This window comes from Actinomyces sp. ICM39 (genome assembly GCF_000282935.1).
Classification (GTDB): domain Bacteria; phylum Actinomycetota; class Actinomycetes; order Actinomycetales; family Actinomycetaceae; genus Pauljensenia; species Pauljensenia odontolytica_B.
This window is the reverse complement of record NZ_ALCB01000129.1, coordinates 1-17,936: the sequence shown is the minus strand read 5'-3', so window position 1 is coordinate 17,936 and position 17,936 is coordinate 1. Positions and strand designations below refer to the sequence as shown.

Annotated in this window: 15 protein-coding genes; 11 read left to right on the top strand and 4 right to left on the bottom strand. The window is 63.9% G+C overall.

The genetic code is table 11. From position 1 onward, the window contains the following. Positions 1 to 71: 71 nt before the first annotated feature. On the bottom strand, positions 72 to 1,520 hold the full coding sequence (gene dnaA, locus HMPREF1137_RS08385; RefSeq protein WP_009054312.1) for a chromosomal replication initiator protein DnaA: 1,449 nt from the start codon (positions 1,518 to 1,520) through the stop codon (positions 72 to 74). 449 nt (positions 1,521 to 1,969) lie between these two features. Between dnaA and rpmH the strand changes: the two genes are divergently transcribed. The 9 genes from rpmH to HMPREF1137_RS08345 all read left to right on the top strand — a co-directional run bounded on the left by rpmH (position 1,970) and on the right by HMPREF1137_RS08345 (position 8,890). Then, complete coding sequence (rpmH, locus tag HMPREF1137_RS08380; protein WP_003791379.1) at positions 1,970 to 2,110, top strand: 50S ribosomal protein L34; 141 nt, start codon at positions 1,970 to 1,972, stop codon at positions 2,108 to 2,110. 9 nt (positions 2,111 to 2,119) lie between these two features. Further along, positions 2,120 to 2,473: a ribonuclease P protein component gene (gene rnpA / locus HMPREF1137_RS08375; protein WP_009054324.1), complete on the top strand. Its 354-nt coding sequence runs from the start codon at positions 2,120 to 2,122 to the stop codon at positions 2,471 to 2,473. Next, the gene (gene yidD / locus HMPREF1137_RS10135; RefSeq protein ID WP_081493536.1) at positions 2,470 to 2,835 is read left to right on the top strand and encodes a membrane protein insertion efficiency factor YidD; all 366 of its coding nucleotides are present in this window, start codon (positions 2,470 to 2,472) and stop codon (positions 2,833 to 2,835) included. Before rnpA ends, yidD begins: the two co-directional genes overlap by 4 nt. 48 nt (positions 2,836 to 2,883) lie before the next feature. Next, a complete protein-coding gene (yidC, locus tag HMPREF1137_RS08370; protein WP_009054294.1) occupies positions 2,884 to 4,227 on the top strand; it encodes a membrane protein insertase YidC in 1,344 nt (447 codons plus the stop codon). An 83-nt stretch (positions 4,228 to 4,310) separates the two neighbouring features. Next, a complete protein-coding gene (locus tag HMPREF1137_RS08365) occupies positions 4,311 to 4,814 on the top strand; it encodes a Jag family protein (RefSeq protein ID WP_009054330.1) in 504 nt (167 codons plus the stop codon). Beyond that, positions 4,807 to 5,490 carry a 16S rRNA (guanine(527)-N(7))-methyltransferase RsmG gene (gene rsmG, locus HMPREF1137_RS08360; protein WP_009054332.1) on the top strand — a complete coding sequence of 228 codons (684 nt, stop codon included), beginning with the start codon at positions 4,807 to 4,809 and terminating at the stop codon, positions 5,488 to 5,490. Before HMPREF1137_RS08365 ends, rsmG begins: the two co-directional genes overlap by 8 nt. A 330-nt stretch (positions 5,491 to 5,820) precedes the next feature. Further along, complete coding sequence (locus HMPREF1137_RS08355) at positions 5,821 to 6,657, top strand: AAA family ATPase (RefSeq protein WP_050980966.1); 837 nt, start codon at positions 5,821 to 5,823, stop codon at positions 6,655 to 6,657. A 170-nt stretch (positions 6,658 to 6,827) separates the two neighbouring features. Beyond that, complete coding sequence (locus HMPREF1137_RS08350; protein WP_009054304.1) at positions 6,828 to 8,114, top strand: ParB/RepB/Spo0J family partition protein; 1,287 nt, start codon at positions 6,828 to 6,830, stop codon at positions 8,112 to 8,114. Between the two features lie 146 nt (positions 8,115 to 8,260). Continuing rightward, complete coding sequence (locus HMPREF1137_RS08345; RefSeq protein ID WP_009054320.1) at positions 8,261 to 8,890, top strand: HAD family hydrolase; 630 nt, start codon at positions 8,261 to 8,263, stop codon at positions 8,888 to 8,890. Positions 8,891 to 9,123: 233 nt separating this feature from the next. Here the strand turns inward: HMPREF1137_RS08345 and HMPREF1137_RS08340 are convergent, their stop codons facing one another. The 3 genes from HMPREF1137_RS08340 to HMPREF1137_RS10695 form a co-directional block, all read right to left on the bottom strand. Further along, positions 9,124 to 10,152, bottom strand: coding sequence for a D-alanine--D-alanine ligase family protein (locus HMPREF1137_RS08340; RefSeq protein ID WP_009054306.1), 1,029 nt, complete (start codon positions 10,150 to 10,152; stop codon positions 9,124 to 9,126). Positions 10,153 to 10,175: 23 nt separating this feature from the next. After that, positions 10,176 to 11,504 carry an aminotransferase-like domain-containing protein gene (locus tag HMPREF1137_RS08335; RefSeq protein WP_009054318.1) on the bottom strand — a complete coding sequence of 443 codons (1,329 nt, stop codon included), beginning with the start codon at positions 11,502 to 11,504 and terminating at the stop codon, positions 10,176 to 10,178. A gap of 113 nt (positions 11,505 to 11,617) precedes the next feature. Further along, complete coding sequence (locus HMPREF1137_RS10695) at positions 11,618 to 12,904, bottom strand: ATP-binding protein (RefSeq protein WP_009054329.1); 1,287 nt, start codon at positions 12,902 to 12,904, stop codon at positions 11,618 to 11,620. A 1,246-nt stretch (positions 12,905 to 14,150) separates the two neighbouring features. On the opposite strand from HMPREF1137_RS10695, the gene HMPREF1137_RS08325 reads away from it, so the two are divergent. Then, positions 14,151 to 16,136: a TIGR03773 family transporter-associated surface protein gene (locus tag HMPREF1137_RS08325; protein ID WP_009054291.1), complete on the top strand. Its 1,986-nt coding sequence runs from the start codon at positions 14,151 to 14,153 to the stop codon at positions 16,134 to 16,136. Between the two features lie 71 nt (positions 16,137 to 16,207). After that, positions 16,208 to 17,821: an anchored repeat ABC transporter, substrate-binding protein gene (locus HMPREF1137_RS08320; RefSeq protein ID WP_009054322.1), complete on the top strand. Its 1,614-nt coding sequence runs from the start codon at positions 16,208 to 16,210 to the stop codon at positions 17,819 to 17,821. Positions 17,822 to 17,936 lie beyond the last annotated feature (115 nt).

The window sequence follows — 17,936 nt, the reverse complement described above, 5'->3', positions numbered from 1 at the left end:
CATGCACCAGATGTGCACAACTCCTGTGAATGGGGCGCGGGCGCCAACTTTCGTCAGCGCCCGCGCCGTTTTCACGACTCCCTGGCCTTCTGCTTGATGCGGTTTGTAAGCTCCGACACGTGATTGAAGGTCTCGCGCTTTTCCTTCATAAGCTTCGAGATCTTCTTGTTCGCGTGCATAACCGTCGTGTGGTCGCGTCCGAAAGCCTGTCCGATCTTGGGCAGGGACAGGTCGGTGAGCTCGCGGCACAGATACATGGCGATCTGGCGGGCTTCGACGACGTTGTGGCTGCGCTCCGAGGAACCCATTTGTTCAATGGTGACGCCGAAGTAGACGGCACACTGGCTCATGATGAGGCTGACGGTGATCTCGTTGTCGTCCGGGTTGGACACGAAGTCCTTGAGCATCATCTGCGCGAGGTTCAAGTCAATGCGCTCCTGGTACAGCGACGCCCACGCGCCGATGCGCACGAGCGCGCCCTCGAGCTCACGGATGTTGGAGGAGATGCGCGAGGCCACGTATTCAAACACCTCAGGGGTGACCTCGAGGCCCTCGGCATCCGCCTTCTTATGGAGGATCGCGATGCGGGTCTCCAGGTCCGGCGGCTGAACATCCACGAGCAGGCCCGAGGAGAAGCGCGACCGCATGCGGTCCTCGAATCCCTTGAGCTGGGCCGGGGGCAGGTCCGAGGTCAGGACGATCTGCTTGTTGGCGCTGTGCAGCGCATTAAAGGTATGGAAGAAACCTTCGACCGTCTGTTCCTTGTCGCCGATGAACTGGATGTCGTCGATGAGGAGGATGTCGAGTTCGCGGTAGCGGCGGTGGAAGGCCTCGACCTGGGAGTTGTCCGTCTTATTGAGGCGAATCGCGTTGATGAACTCGTTCGTGAATTCTTCGGAGTTGACGTAGCGGACCTTGAGGTGAGGCATCATCGACAGCGCGTTGTGGCCGATGGCCTGGAGCAGGTGTGTCTTACCTAGTCCGGAATCGCCGTAGATAAAGAGGGGATTGAAGGCAGTACCAGGGGTTTCCGAGGCCGCCAGCGCGGCCGCGTGCGCGAAGCGGTTCGACGGGCCGATGACGAAGGTGTCGAAGGTGAACTTGGGGTTCAGGTGCGTGGGACCGGAGTCGGTAGGAGCCGTCACGAGGGCGGGGGAGTGGTGCTCTTCCGGTGCTTCAATCGACGAGGCCGGGGTGGCCGCATGCGTGGTGGGTGCGACAGAGGTCGGCTCCTCCTCTTCCTCTTCTTCGGTGACGACCTCGAGCGTGGGATCGACGGTGATGGCGATGCGCACGGTGCGGCCCAGGTGCACGGACAGGGCGGTCGTCAGCTTTGACTGCGCCTTGTCTTCAATCCACTGCTTGGTGAAATCGTTGGGGACGGCGAGGAGGATCGTGCCTTCGATGTCGCCGAGGGGGCGGGCGGAGCGCAGCATCGACGTGGCGACGGGCCCCAGCTCGTCGGTGGGGACTGCGTCCAGGGCCGCAGCCCATGCGCGTGTGAGGGAATCCGACTCCACGGCAACCTCCGGTCACAAATACGGGTGAGTTCGGTCACGACTTCTTGGTGATGTGCGTGACGCTCGTACATTGTCGCAGTGTAGTCCGCACACATGTTATGCACAGACTGGGGATGGAGCTGTGGAGAACTATCACAGAATCACAGCTCTGTAGTTACAACTTTGGGTCCGCAGCAGCGTGCGGAAAGCAAAAATACGAACAGCCTGTGGATAACTCCCTTCATCCACCCTCTGTGGATGGATGAGATCCACAGTGATTTACACAGCTGTGGATACTGTGTGTGACGCGGTGGGTAACGTTGCCGCGTTGACGTGTGGCCCCAATCCGCTTAGGCTTGATCTTTGTTTGCGCCCATTTCGGGCGTGCGTCCCCGCTATCGCGCGTGCTTACGTGTCGATAGCCCAACCGATACCGAGTGGGAAACCACTCCCCGCCGAGGAGAATTGCCGTGACCACCAAGCGGACCTTCCAGCCCAACAACCGTCGTCGTTCCAAGACGCACGGCTTCCGTCTGCGCATGTCGACCCGCGCCGGCCGCGCCATTCTGGCTGCCCGCCGCCGCAAGGGCCGCGCCAAGCTGTCCGCCTGAGACACACCGGTGCTGCCGCGCGCGCACCGCATGGTTGACCCAGCGGACTTCGCCGCCGCGATCCGACAAGGAACGCGAGCAGGAGATCCGCTGGTCGTCGTCCACGTCCGAGCCGACGAGGAACGCAACAGTCGCCTCGTCGGTTTCGTCGTACCCAAGCGGGAAATCAAGCGCGCCAACGGACGCAATCGCGTCAAGCGGCAGCTGCGCCACCTCATGCGCGAAAGGATTGCCGAACTCCCCGAAGGATCCAGGGTCGTCGTTAGGGCCTCACGCAACGCCCTCGGCGTCCCCTCCAAGGAACTCGGCGAACACCTCGACCGCGTGATGGCGCGAGCGTGGCGCAAGTGGGACGCGCGATGAACCTGGTGGGCCGGGCGCTACGCGCCCTCGTGTCCGCACCCATCGTCGCCTACCAGCGCTACATCTCCCCGGCCCTCGGCCCCCGGTGTCGATACGCACCCAGCTGCTCGACCTACGCTCTCCAGGCCATTCGCGTCCACGGACCCATCAAGGGACTCATCCTCGCGGCTTGGCGGTTGCTGAGATGCAACCCCTGGAGCCACGGGGGAGTGGACCACGTACCAGAGCGTGGACGCTGGAAGCCCGACCCATGGATCCCACCCGAGGATTGGGCTGGACACGATAACTGGGAACGTCCCGCCCCCATGGGACTCGACCCGGAGCACGACCTGACCGAGCCGGACACGGCCTCGGGACTCTAAGGAACAACGAAACAGCGGCGCACGAGCGCCACGGCGAAAGCGAAAACTATGTTCGACGCAATCCTCCACCCCTTCGCGTGGGCCCTCGCGTGGCTCTGGGTGTGGATCCACGATTTCCTCGTGCTGGTCGGAATGTCCTCCGGCTCCGGCATGGCGTGGGTCCTGTCCATCGTGCTGCTCACCATCCTGGTGCGTATTGCCATCATCCCGCTGTTCCTCAAGCAGATCCGCTCCTCGCGAGCCATGCAGGCCATCCAGCCTGAGATGCGCAAGATCCAGGAGAAGTACAAGGGCAAGAAGGACCAGGTCAGCCGTCAGAAGATGATGGAAGAGACCCAGGCCCTCCAGCGCAAGCACAAGGTCTCGCCCTTCGCCTCCTGCCTGCCCATGCTCGTGCAGATGCCCGTCCTGTTCGGCATGTACCGCGCCATCATCGCGGTCTCCTCCATCTCCGCCGGCACCTACACCTACCGCGGCGATTCCACCGATCACCTCGGCCCGCTGACCGAGTCCGTGTCCACCGAGATCGTCAACTCCACCGTCTTCGGCGTTCCGCTGTCCCACACCCTGCGCGACTCCTGGGGCCAGCCCGCGATCGTCACTGTCTTCATCGCCGCTATCGTCCTCATGGTCGTCCTGCAGTTCGTCTCGATGCGCCTGTCCTTCTCGCGCAACATGCCCGACATGGGCGACAACCCGATGGCTCAGTCGCAGCGCTCCATGATGTACGTGATGCCGCTGATGTTCATCTTCTCCGGCGCGTTCTTCCAGATGGGCGTCGTCATCTACACCGTGACCGCCTCCTTCTGGGCGCTCGCCCAGTCCTTCTGGACCATCAAGGTCATGCCGACCCCCGGCTCCCCGGCCTACGCCGACCTCCTCGCCTCCCGCGAGGCCGGCTACCAGGAATGGGCCAAGCCCTTCTTCCAGAACTACGACAGTGAGCGCGCCGCCCTGGGCGTTGCCGGCTCCGATCCTCGCATCGACGAGCTCAACGAGCGCACCCTCGCTGAGCTTCGCTCCAAGGCCAAGAAGCAGCACGTTGCCTCCGACTTCCCCGCCGAGATGAGCGCGGGCGAGATCATCACCGTCTACCGCAACCTGGCCACCCAGAAATGGACGACCCTGCCAGACGAGCAGTGGATGCACGGCCTCACCCTCGCCGTCGAGAAGCGCCTCGCCAAGCAGGAAGCTTCCGCCCAGCGCGCTGAGCTCAAGAAGCAGGTCCGCGACCGCCGCACCCTCGAGCGCGAGGGAGCCAAGGCCTCGTCGAAGGACGAGTCCGAGGCCAACGACTCCGCCTCCGGCCACGGCTCGCTCAGCGCCGAGGAGATCGAACGTCGCCGCATCGAGCGCCGCAAGGCCCGTCGTCGCTCCGGCAACAAGCGCTGACCACCATAGATTCACGGTTCCAGGCCCCCAGCCGGTAACCTGGACACCAGCAAGACCCCATTCCCCACTACGGAGGACACGTCATGAGTGACGACAACGCAGACAAGCTGACCCGCCTCGAAGAAGAAGGCGAAATCGCCGCCGACTACCTGGAAGAGCTGCTTGATATCGCCGATCTCGACGGCGACATCGAGATCGACGTCGAAAACGGCCGCGCCTCGGTCGAGATCGTCGCCGACGACCCCGATGCCCTCGACCGCCTCGTGGGCGATGACGGTGAGGTCCTGGACGCCCTCCAGGAGCTCACCCGTCTGGCCGTCCAGACCGAGACCGGCGAGCGCTCGCGCCTCATGCTCGATATCGCCGGCTTCCGCGCCGAGCGCAAGGAAGAGCTGCAGGACATCACCCGCGAGGCCATCGCCCGCGTGCGCGCCACCGGCGAGGCCGTCAAGCTCGACGCCATGAACCCCTTTGAGCGCAAGGTGTGCCACGACGTGGTCGCCGACGAGGGCCTGACCTCCGAGTCCGAGGGCGCCGAGCCCCACCGCCGCGTGGTGATCCTCCCCGAGGGCACCGACGGTGAGTGAGAACCCGAACGGGACGGGAAGGGGTCGCCAGGTCGGCGACCCCTTCGTCCCAGAACAGCCCACGCAGGCCGTCCGCGACTTCTTCGGACCGGCCTTCGCCGAGGTCGCCGAATACGCGCGCATGCTCGAGGAGGAAGGCGAGATTCGCGGCCTCCTCGGCCCGCGCGACATGGAGCGCATCTGGTCGCGCCACATCGTCAACTCCGCCGCGGTCCTGGACTTCATGCCGCGTAAGGATGGCCGTCAGGTCCTCGACGTCGGCTCCGGATCGGGGCTGCCGGGCATCGTGATCGCCGCCTGCCGCCCCGAGCTCGACGTGCATCTCGCCGAGCCCATGGCGCGCCGCGTTGAGTGGCTCATGGACGTCGTGGAGGACCTGGGCCTCGACAACGTCACCATTCACCAGGCGCGCGCCGAAGAGCTGCGCGGCAAGGGCAAGGCCGACGTGGTCACCGCTCGCGCCGTGGCCAACATGAGCAAGCTCGTGCGCATGACGTCGAAGCTGATCGCCCCCGGGGGCTCGCTCGTGGCCCTTAAGGGCCGCCGCGCGCCCATCGAGGTGGACGAGGCCTCGGCGGAGCTGCGTCGTCACCACCTGCGCGCTGAGATCCACGAGGTGCCGTCCATCATGGAGGACGAGTCCACGTACGTGGTGGTCTGCACGCGCATTAAGTAATGCGTCCCCAGTGGGGGAGAGGAGCGTCGTGGCGGTTGCTGCGGCGCTCCTCTTATTTAGTGATACACAACACATTGGTGTTGTGTTGTGTCAGATTGATTCCCTCGATTTACGGTTTGTCACGTTGTGTGTTTTCGCTGGGAGAATCGATCCTACAGAACGAAATTTTCGTCGTTGTACGGCGGTGTGCGGAGATTGTGTGCGCCTGGATGCATCCTGGGCCTTTCGTGCTGGAAGTGAGTGCGTGTGCCCGTAAACTAGGGGCAGTATCTAGGAAGGTGTCTCGTGAGTACCAACAACACCCCTTTGTCGAATCAGATCGAGCGCAACATGCGCGATCTGGCCATGCTCGAACGCGCGACGTTCCCGCGCCCCGAGCACACGCGCATCATTGCCGTCGCGAACCAGAAGGGGGGTGTCGGTAAGACGACGTCGGCCGTTAACCTCGCGGCCGGCCTCGCGATGGGTGGCTTGTCTGTCCTCGTTGTCGACGCGGACGCCCAGGGAAATGCCTCGAGCGCGCTCGGCGTTCCCCACCCCGCCGGAACCCCGTCAACCTACGATGTCATTATCGGTGGGGCCAGCGTTGCCGACGTCGTGCAGCCGTGCCCCGACATCGACGGTATTGTCGTGTGCCCGGCCACGATCGACCTGTCCGGAGCCGAAATCGAGCTCGTCGACGTCGAGCGCCGTGAGTATCGACTGCGTGAGGCCCTGCGTGAGTATGTCTCTGAGCATGCCGATATCGACATTGTGCTCATCGACTGCCCGCCTTCCCTCGGCCTCGTGACGCTGAATGTCATGGTCGCCGCCGACGAAGTCATGATCCCGATTCAGGCCGAATACTATGCCCTGGAAGGACTCAGCCAGCTGTGGAACACCGTCGAACGGATCGGTGTGGATCTCAACCCCGGCCTGCGTGTCTCCGGCATGTTGCTGACGATGGCAGATAAGCGCACGAAGCTCTCCGAGGAGGTCGAGAGCGAAGTGCGTTCGCACTTCCCGGACCACACTTTTGATACCGTCATCCCGCGTTCTGTGCGCATTTCCGAGGCGCCGAGCTACGGTCAGACTGTCGTCACGTATGATCCTCGTAACGTGGGTGCAATCGCGTATCGGAAGGCTGCGTTGGAGCTGTGCCAGCGTGTCGCAGCCTCTGAGGAGTGATTGTTTCACGTGAAACATTCGGAGTTTTCCGCATGTTTCCGCAGATCAGCACGTATTAGTCACCGTGTGTGAGCATTGGTGCAACAAAGTGATCAAAGACGCTTACTAGCTGAGCGCATGCCATTGTTTCACGTGAAACAATGAACCGACGCAATTGAAGGAGTATTGCAATGGCGGATGCAGCACCGAAGTCTGAGGGCCGTAAGGGCGCTCGCAAGCACACTGGCCTCGGCCGTGGTCTTGGAGCTCTCATTCCTCAGGCTAGTGAGCAGACGCCGAATAACGCACCCTCCGCGCCTTCCCGTCCCCTGGATGTGTTCTTCCCCGAAGGTAGCTCCGGCGGCAAGCGTGGAGGTTCCGCTAAGGACCTTTTGCAGCCTAAGCGTGGCACTGCCTCGTCGAAGAAGAAGCGTCCGGCGATGCCGTCCGTTGATGCGGCCGGTGGACGGCGCGGCGCCGGCTCTCGCGGCGGTCTCGGCGGCGGAATCAATGGCTCAGATTCCCGCCAGAAGGCTGCTCGTGTGCCCGCAACAGGCTCTTCCGCGAACGAAGCAGACAAGCGCGAAGAACAGAATGTTTCACGTGAAACATCCGTTGATCACGAGCTTCTTCCGGTGCCAGGAGCATCCTTCGCTGAAATTGCGATCGATCAGATTGTTCCCAACACGAAGCAGCCTCGAGAGGTCTTTGATGAGGACGATCTGAAGGAACTGTCGGCCTCGATCAAGGAGGTCGGCGTTCTCCAGCCCGTCGTCGTTCGTAGTATCCCCGCGAAGGGCCGTTCCGAGAAACTCCAGGAGTTCCTCGCCGAGAAGCCCGAAGCACGCTACGAACTGATCATGGGTGAGCGCCGCCTGCGCGCCTCCGAGCTCGCAGGCGAAACCACGATTCCGGCAATCATCCGGGAAACCGAAGACGGGGATCTGCTCCGCGACGCGCTCCTGGAAAACCTCCACCGGGCCCAGCTCAACCCGTTGGAAGAAGCGAGCGCATATCAGCAGCTCATGGCGGATTTCGGTGCGACTCAGGAAGAGCTCGCCAAGCGAATCGCCCGCTCGCGCCCGCAGATTGCTAACACCTTGCGCCTCCTTAAGCTCCCGCCGTCAGTCCAGAAGAAGGTCGCCGCTCAGGTCATCACCGCCGGCCACGCCCGTGCACTGCTGTCGCTGTCGACGCCCGAGGAAATGGAGCGACTGGCTGAGCGTATCGTCGCCGAGGGTCTCTCTGTGCGTACTACCGAAGAGATCGTTCGTCTCGGCAAGGCGAAGGCGACGCCACGTCCTCGCGCCCGCCAGCCGCGTCCTCTGTCGCAGCTGGGGGAGAGCGTCGTATCGGCGCTGTCCGACGCGTACGACACACGCGTGACCATCACCGAGGGACGTAAGAAGGGCCGGATCGTCATCGAATTCGCGGGATCCGAGGATCTTCAGCGAATTGCAGATCTTATTCTTCACTGATCCAACTTCATAGTTCTTTTCGCAGATCACGCGCAGTATGTTCCGTACGCGACATTTCCTGAGCTAATCTTCGGATGAATTAACGCTTAAACTACCTCTAAAGGGTCCGTCGTCGGGCCCTCGCAGTACCAGAAGGAGCGAAAGGCATGAACGCCCAAGGCAGTTCGCGCACCGTGCTTTTCGATGTCGGTGGTGTCCTCGTGGACGCTCACCCGGACCCGCGCGCTATCGCTGAGTTGTTCGGTGATGGTTCGCGAGGTCTCACGACGCTCGTTGATCAGGCGATGTGGACCCATCGCGGTGAATATGACGCCGGCATGTCCGATCGTGAGTTTTGGGACCGTATCGCTGGAGATTGCGGTCAGCCCGAGCCCTCCAGTGCCCTTCTGAAAGAACTTGTTGCGCTTGATGCGTCACGCATGGCTACGGCTAACGAAGAGGCACTGGGTCTTGTGCGTCGATTGCGGCGCCAGGCAGTGCGCCTCGGTATTCTGTCCAACGCACCGTATCCCATTGCGAAGGCGATTCGTCGCTCCGAGTGGGGAAGCCTCTTCGACTTCTTTGCCTTCTCGTGCGACTACGGTATCTGCAAGCCGTCACGCGGTATCTACCGTGACGTGCTCGTACGTCTCGACGTTCCCCACGAGGATGTCGTGTTCATCGATGACCGTCGCGAGAACGTCCGCGCGGCGGAGCTCCTCGGCGTTCAGGGCATCGTCTGGCAGGGTGTCGATGACACAGAAACGCGCCTGAAGGAGTTCGGAGTCCTTTTCTGAGAGGCTCTCTATCAGCGAATTTGCGTTTCCATCGGAAACGTAAAAACGACACAGAGGCGTACAGAGAACGGAATTTTCCCCGATTGAGTGATGCTGTCGCATCGCCAGCACCTTTCATCGCGTGTCACTGTCGCCAATCTAAGCTCGTGCATTCATCATGAACGATGTTTCACGTGAAACATGTGGGCCCGGGAGGATCATCCGCCCGGGCCCACAGTGCGTTGAATGAGCGATTACTCCTCGGTCGCCTCGGCCTCCTCGGAGATGATGACGCCAACGCGTTCCTCGTCGATGACGTAGTCGACGCTGTGCACGTCACGGCCGCCGGCCACGAAGTCGACAATGTCGGCGCACAGCTGCGCGAACGACGAGTCCTCAAGCGCGTCAGCGGCCTGAGGGAGGAGCGACGTGTCGGTCATGCCGGGCGCCACGTTCGCGTCGATGAACCAGCAGGTGCCCTCGTCGTCGACCACGAAGTCCATGCGCGACAGGTCGCGCAGACCCAGCGTCGTGTGGGCCTCAACGGCCGCGGCCTGCAGGTCCGCGAGAAGCTCGTCGGAAAGGCGAGCGGGAACGAAGTACTCAGTCTCGTCCGTGGTGTAGCGGGCGTCGTAGTCGTAGCGGCCACGATCCGTCGATACCTCGACCGGAGGCAGGGCTACGGGGCCGTCCCACAGATCGACGACGGAAACGGCCACGTCGCGGCCGTTAATGCGCTGCTCAACCATCAGGCGCTGGCCGTACGCGAAGGCGTCCACCATCGCGCGGCGCAGGGCCTTGGCGTCCTGAGCGGTCGAAATACCAAGCGCGGAGCCGCCGTCCGTCGGCTTGATGACGACGGGGAAGGAGACCGAACCCTCGAGCGCAGACAGCACGTGAGAGGCGCCTAGCTGGCGGAAAATCGCCTGCGGAAGCGTCACCCAGCCGGGCGTCGCGAGGCCCGCAGAGCCCAGCAGAGCCTTCGCTGTGGGCTTGTTGGAGGCGAGCATCGCCTGCACCGACGACGAGCCCACGAATGGGATTCCCACCGATTCGAGGAAGGACTGCAGGGACCCGTCTTCGCCGATCGAGCCGTGTACGAGCGGCCACACGACGTCGGGGGAGAAGGACGAGATCGCGTCCGCAAGAGACGCGTCGACGTCGGAAATACGCACCTCATAGCCGAACTGCGTCAGGATATTAGCAACGCGACGGCCCGAACGAACCGAGACATCACGCTCGTGCGTGAGACCGCCAGCGATGATCAGAACTTTGGTAGCCATGGGGGTGTCTCCTCAGGTAACTCTTAGCGGTCGGACCCGGCCCCGGCCTCGTTGCCCGAAGCCGTACCGAACATGTCGACGATTTCCTTCTCCGCGTTGACGACCGTCGAGAGACGGCGAACGCCCTCGCGGATCTCCTCGGGAGTGGGGTAGCAGAACGACAGGCGCAGGTGGTTGGAGCCCGACCCGTCGTAGAAGAACGCCGTGCCCGACACGTACGCGACCTGGGCGCGCACTGCGCGCGGCAGCATGGCCTTCGCATCGAGGCCCTCGGGCAGCGTCACCCACGTGTAGAAGCCACCGTCGGGGACCGTCCACGTGCACGAAGGCATATACTCCTCGAGCGAGGTCAGCATCGCGCGGCAGCGCTCCGCGTACATCGAGCGGAAGGACTTCACCTGGCCGTACCAGTCGTAGTTGCTCAGGTAGTCGGCGATCGCCATCTGGCCCACCATCGACGGGCACAGGATCGCGGACTCGAGGGCCAGGACCAGCTTCGCGCGGATCGCGTGCGGCGCGTACGCCCAGCCGATGCGGAAGCCGGGAGCAAACATCTTCGAGAAGGAACCCAGGTAGACCACGCCCTCGGGGCTGTACGAGGCGATGGCCGGCAGGGGATCGTTGTGGAAGCCGAGCAGGCCGTAGGGGTTGTCCTCGACGATCAGGACGTGCTCGCGCAGGCAGATCTCGGCGATGATCGGGCGGCGCTCGGCGGACAGCGTGACGCCCGCGGGGTTGTGGTAGTTCGGGATGATGTAGATGAACTTGATCGTGCGACCCGAGGCTCGCACGTCGCGGATCGTCTCCACCAGGGCCTCGGGAATGATGCCGTTCTCGTCCATGGGAACGTGCACGATATCCGCCTGGCGCGCGCGGAACACGCCCAGCGCACCCACGTAGGAGGGGGCCTCGGCGAGGATCACGTCGCCCGGGTTCACGAAGAGCTCCGTGACGAGGTCGAGGGCCTGCTGGCTACCCGTCGTGACCACGACGTCGTCCGGGTCAGCGCCGACGATGCCGTCATATGCCATGACCTCGGTGATGCGCTCGCGCAGCACCTCCCAGCCCTGGCCGCTGCCGTACTGCATGGCCTGCGCGCCGTGGTTGCGGATCAGCTTCTCCGCGGATGCCGCGAGCTTATCGAGGGGCAGATCCTTGAGGTTCGGCATGCCACCAGCGAGGGAGACGACCTCGGGGCGCGACACGACGGAGAACAGAGCTCGAATCTCGGATGCGCGCAGGTTGTGTGCGCGGTCCGCGTAGACGTCGTACCAGGGGTCGAGGCGGTTACCCTGCGCGGGCGTGCGCCCGGACGAGGCCGGGGTGCCGCCGTTGGTCGAAGGCTGAGTCAAGGCATGCCATCCTTTGCATGAAGTTACATAGAACCGTATAGGTCAAGTGTGCCACTTTCCTGGCCATACGGGGTAACGGGGCCGGTGGTTGGGCAGATGTTTCACGTGAAACATCAGGGTTCGATGCACGCGTAGGGGAGGACGAGTAGACCGTCGTCGCGCTGGTAGGCGAACTCCCCTTGGCCCACGATGAAACCAAGGAAGGAAGGCTCGGAAGTTTGGGTCATAGGGTTGCCGGTCATGAGCTCACGGAACTTGTGAAGGCGTTCCACGGCACGATCAGTAATTCCCATCGACGATAGTTTGACCTCGAACGCACCCCAGCGCCCGTCAGCGAGTTCGATGATGAAGTCGACCTCGAGACCTTTGTCGTCACGGTAATAAGCGAGGGAGTTTCCGACACCAGGAAGTGTGTCGATGAACGTGAGGAGATCGCGGCAGACAAGAGTCTCAAACAAGCCGCCGAGAGTTTGAGTATCACGTAGCAATTTGCTGGGAGATAGACCAAGCATGGCAGCTGGCAGCGAGGGATCGACGAAGTAGCGCTTGGGTTTGATGCGCACACGTTTCTTTCCTCGAGCTGCGGGCTCCCAACCAGACACATCTTCAAGGAGGTACATGGCGCGGAGATCGTCGAGGTATGCCTTGATTGTGTGGCGTGACTTGTCTTCTCCTTCACTGCCCATATCCTTCGACAGCGTGCTCATTGTCGGAGCTTGTGCAAGATTCATACTGAGAGCGCGTAAGAGCGACCGTGTAGTGTCTGGGGATCGGCGTAGTTGAGGCATATTTACCTCAATGAGGTTGCGTAGGTACTGTGCCGGAGTTTCTAACGCGTCTTCGTCATCAAGATCAAGAATCGACGGCCATCCTCCTCGGCAGCACCAACGTGCAATGCTTTCGATCGAGCTGTCGCATCGTTGCGACGTGATCCCCTTGTCATCAAAAAGACCGTGAAGGCTCACGCCACCGGGAGTTGCTCCGGCCTCGTATGAGGTCATAGGCCGCATGTGAACGCGCGCAATGCGCCCCGCACCGCTGTGCCTGATCATTTCGATATCGTGAGGAGCGGAGGACCCTGTAAGGATGAACTGCCCTCGTGTTCCAGCTGAGGAATCAATACGAGAACGAACCATATCCCAGATCTGAGGCACCTCTTGCCACTCATCAATGAGGTGTGGATGTTTGCCAGAGAGTACGAGATCGGGAGACGTCTGAGCTGCTCGAAGAGTTGCTGGGTCAGTCAGAGAGTCGGCGCTGTCGGCATGTGCAAGTGAGGTCCAGGTCTTTCCACACCATTTAGGCCCCGCGATTTCAACGGCGCCGAAGGATCGCAGTAGTTGGTCGATACGCCGGTCGATTGCTCGAGGGCGGTAGTTCTCCGGACGTACAGCCTGCACCTGAATCTCCTATGATCAGCGAATATGTAGATCATTATACATTTTCCACCGGTTTCATTATACATTTTCCACCGGTTTCATTATACATTTTCCACCCATATCAGTGTCACGCCCACTGGCAGCACAGCCGGGCCCAGGGCGCTGGCAGGCCTCGTCGTGCCCTCTGGAAAACGTCGCCGATCGCTGCCCATGGGCTCCACGGCCTGGCCCACCTAACATGGCATGCCCCGCGACGACGCGTTGGTTGAGCGCGACGTGGGGGAGTCGTGCCGCGTGTGCGCGACAGTATGCAAAAAGTCCGCAGCCCCTGCGGGTCTGCGGACTTGCGTGGAACTCCGGCGTGGCCGGAATTCGCTCAGTGGCGGTCGGCCTTCACGATGTGCTTGGTGTCGGCGAGCTCGTTGAGCTGATCGATGTGGGCCTGGGCAACCATGACGTCGATGGTCGAGAACATGAGTGAACTCCTTGTGGGATCGTATTGTGTGTTGATTCCCTGCTTGACGAGGCCGAGGATCACCCGGTCTGTAACGAGGAGTGTGCCAACGCGGGTAGCGTCGGCGCGACCCTGCGTTTCAAACAAGAAAAGCGCCAGACCAGCTTGGCAGCTCTGTCAGGCGCTTGATGGTTATAGTTTATCCCTCCCAAAACACTCAATCAACCGTTCGGCCAGTAATTTAGATCGCATCAAAAACCAAGCAATTGCAAAGCAAAGTGGCTACGTGCACACCACCTGCGCAAACGTGCGCACGCCGTCACAATTCGTCTGTTGGATAGACTGCGCTCGTCTGCAAATCACAAAATTTTAGAACTTTTTATGTTGGTTCGTGCAGGTTCATGAAACGCCAGTGTGTGCGGCCCTGGCCTGCCAGGGGCATGGGGATAGGTAATGAGGTGGGGGAGTGGGAGCGTGGGCTTCGGGATCTGCGTGATTCCTGGCGAGGCTCTGGGATCGCCCCTTCAGCCCTTCATTACCAATTTCGCATGCAATTCGGTGGTCAGACAAATCGACAATGGGGAGAAAACCTCGGAATTCCAACGATATGAATTCAAAGTTTGAAAGAGGTGCGGGGGAATTGCATGCGAAATTTAGGGGAGGGGTATTGCCCTGGGGGAGCGGTGCTCCATGAGTATTTGGGTCGCTATCGAATGTTTCGGGTCGTAGAACTTTGCGCGGCTGGGGCCACGGGCATAGAATGATAACGATTCTCATTCATATTCACGTGCGAAGCACCTAGAGGACCCCCTCATGAACCCCACGAAGTACCGGAACCCGGGCCGCGCAGCTGCCCGGGCTTTCGCCGCCATGGCCCTCGCGGCCACCTCCTTCCTCGTGCCCGGAGCGGCACACGCCGCCGACGAGGCCACCGCCGACACCGCGGACGCGGTAACGACAGAGGAGGCCACCACCGCCGAGGCCGACGCCGCAACGAGCGACGCAGCCACGGCCTCGTCCGAGGCCGACGCGACCGCCTGCGCCGTCATGCGGACCGCCCCCGCCGGCACCACGGCCACCCTGGACCACGGCCACGCCGACATCTTCGACCTCACTTCCGACGCGTCCGGCACCCTCTCCCTGCGCATCAAGGAGGACGCCACCGGCTCCGGTGTCATGCGCGAGCCCGAGCAGACGCTCCTCGCCGTCAACAAGTCCACCCTGACCCAGATCCCCGGCGCCGTCAGGCAGGCGACCGGCGCTCCCGCCGCGGCCTACCTGCTCGGCCAGTCCGGCGACAACCAGGCCACCGTGCTGTGGCCCGGCTGGGACACCCTGGGCGTCGCAGCCGGCGGATACGACGCCGCGCGCTTCCACATCTCCTACACGGGCCCGGAAAACGGCCGCATCTACGCCTTCACCTCCAGCTTTACCGAGGGCACCAAGGCGGTCACCAATGACGGCAGCTTTGACCTGGCGCCCGAGGGCGACGACATCGACCAGCCCTACGCCGCCCACAAGCACGTCAACTGGCTGTTCACGCGCGCCGGCCGCTACACGCTGACCGTCCAGGCCAGCGCGTGGACTCCCGGCAACACCGGCACCGCCAACGCCCAGTCCGCGACCCGCACCTACACGATCGACGTCGCCGACGAGGCCTCGTGCCTCGCCGAGTCCGGAGCTGCCCCCTCGACCGACCGGGCGCAGCCCGCCCCTGCCCCCGGCGTGGGCCCCGGCTCCGTGAGCTCCACGAACAACCAGGCCACGCAGAACCAGGGCGACAACGGTGCCACGGGAACGCCCAGCGCCCCGGCCCCCGGCACGAACTCGGGAACGACCGGCACCACCGGCACGACGACGGGCGCGAACCCCGCCCCCTCCTCGGGCGCGCACACCACCTCCGGCACGACCGGCGGTGAGCGCTGCGTCGCTACCCGCATCACCCGCGAGGCCACCGAGGCAGAGGCCGCCACCCTGGCCTCGAACAGCGCCCCCGCGAACACCGCGCGCACGACCCTGACCGTGAGCGTCGGCGACGGCGCCTCCGGCAACGCCACCGACGGCCACTTCGACCTGGGCCCCGCCATCGAAAACGGCACCCTCGTCGCCCGCGTCAAGGACGACCGCACCCAGCCCGCCCAGTGGGTTGACCCCTCGTCCCTGACCTTCGCCCTCGGTGACGCCGCGCGCATCACCGCGCCCGCCGACCTTGGCTTCGTCGCCACCCCCGGCTCCAGCGTCTGGCTGATCCCCTCCACCCAGATCGCGGGCGTTCCGTGGCTGGGCCTGAACTCCCAGCGCGAAGAGATCGTCACCGGCACCACCGGCCCCGTCCAGTTCACCCTCGACGCCGTCGAAGGCCCCGGACGCGTCGCCGTCTTCAACGCGGGCGCGCTCGGCTCCGGCGTCGGCGAGCACGTCTTCGACGGCCCCGGCACCGGCTACACGCTCGGCGCCAACACGCACGCCCACCAGAACTGGGTGTTCACTGCGCCCGGCACCTACACGCTGACCATCACCATGCGCGTCACCCCCAACGGCGCGGCGCTCGCGGGTAGCGGCTTCGGCTCTGGCGGCGACCTCACGGCCACCGGCGCGACCGGCCCCAACGGGCGACCCATGGTCTCCCAGGTCGTCGGCCGCACCGCGTCCGGCAAGGACTGCGACCTCTCCCTGGCCACCACCGGCGCCGACACCATCCCGCTGACCGTCGTCTCCCTCACGTGGGCGCTCACGGGCGCGGCCTGCGTGTGGGTGGGTGCGATCGGACGTCGCCGCAACCTGCGCCGGGCGCTGTGACCCCTCATTCACGAGGCCGACTCTCCTTTATCCCCCGCCTCCCCTTTCGTGGGTGGCGGGGGAGTGGGTGTGTGCTCGCTGCCTCGACGTTAGCGCTCACGGCGACCCTGGCCGGCTGCGCGCCCGCGGCCGACCCCGCGAGCGACGGTGAACTGCGCGTCGTCGCCACGACCGGCATCCTCGCCGACCTCGTACGTAACGTCGCCGGAGACCGCGTCCACGTCACGCAGATGGTGCCCAACGGTGCAGACCCGCACTCGTGGGAACCCTCCCTGCGCACCATCCGCGACGTCGCATACGCGGACGTCGCCTTCTCCAACTACCTCATGCTCGAGGAGCACGCCCTCATCCGCGCCCTCGACTCCAACCTGCCCGCCGGCTCGCGCTCCGTCTCCGTCGCCGAGGAGGCCGCCAAGAACGGCGCCACCATCCTCCCCCTCGTCGAAGACCGCGCCCTCGACACCCCGTGGCTCGGCATGCGCGTGTGGGGCGACGGCGCCGACATGGGAGCCACCCGCGCCTCGCAAATCGACCTGACGACCACCGGCGTCGACGGGCCCGGCCAGGCCGCCGCCTACCTCACCACGTCGTTCGGGCAGCCCGAAATCGCCTTCGCCTCATCCGACGGCTTCAACGCCGCAGGCGGATACGACACCGACACCGCGCAGCTGCCCGCCGACGCCCACCAGCACATGAGCTGGGCGTTCACCGCCCCCGGCGTGTACCGCGTCCACTTCCGCGCCAACCTACGCACCACGCCCGGCGCCACGCCCGTCAGCGTCGGGGAAGGCACCGCCGTCTTCGCCGTCGGCACCCCGCCCGAGGACATCGCCGCCGCAGAAGGCCGCCGCGTCCTCTCGGCCGGCCACGCCGACATCACCGTCAACCTCACCACCAAGCGCGTCGAACTCGCCTCCGACGCCGGAGCACTCAGCGGGGACGAGGCCTCGGCCCCCTGCGTGGGCGCCGGAACCACGGGAGCGGCCGTCGCCTCGACCATGGAATGCACAGACCTCGACCAGGTCGTCATCGAAGTGCCCACCCGCGCACTCACGACGATCCCCGGAGAGGCCTCGTTCCGCTTCATCGGCGAGCCCGGCGCGAACGTCTACATGCTGCCGCAGGCCGTCCTCGGCAAGCACGTCCACGGCGACATCGACCCCCACCTGTGGCACGACGTCCACAATGCCCAGGCGTACGTGCGCGTCATCCGCGACTCGCTGATCTCCGTCGACCCCGACGGCGAGGCCACTTACCGGGCCAACGCAGCCGCCTACCTGACGCGCCTCGACGAGCTCGACGCCACCGTCGCCTCGACCATCGCGTCCATCCCCGAGGAGCGCCGCAAACTCGTCACCACCAACGACGCGTACGCGTACCTGGCGAACGCCTACGGGCTCACCGTCGCCGGATTCGTCGCGCCCAACCCCAGCGTCGAACCCTCCATCGCCGACCGCATCAAACTCCAGGCCACCCTGTCCGACTCCTCGATCCCCGCGGTGTTCCTCGAACCCAACCTGGCGCGCACCCGCTCCACCCTGCGCACCGCCGCAACCGACGCGGGCGTGGACATCTGCCCCCTGTACGGCGACACCCTCGACGACCAAGCACCCACCTACATCGACATGATGGAACACAACGCCCGCTCACTGGCACGCTGCCTGGGCGGCAAGGAGATGCCATGAAATCCTTCTCTTCTCGCCTGACTTCCGGCCGAGGTGTGGCCTGCTTGCCTGGCCGTCGGCTCTTTGCCTGCGAGGACGGCCGCCGGCTCTACGCCCCGGTGGCGGCGGCCCGCCC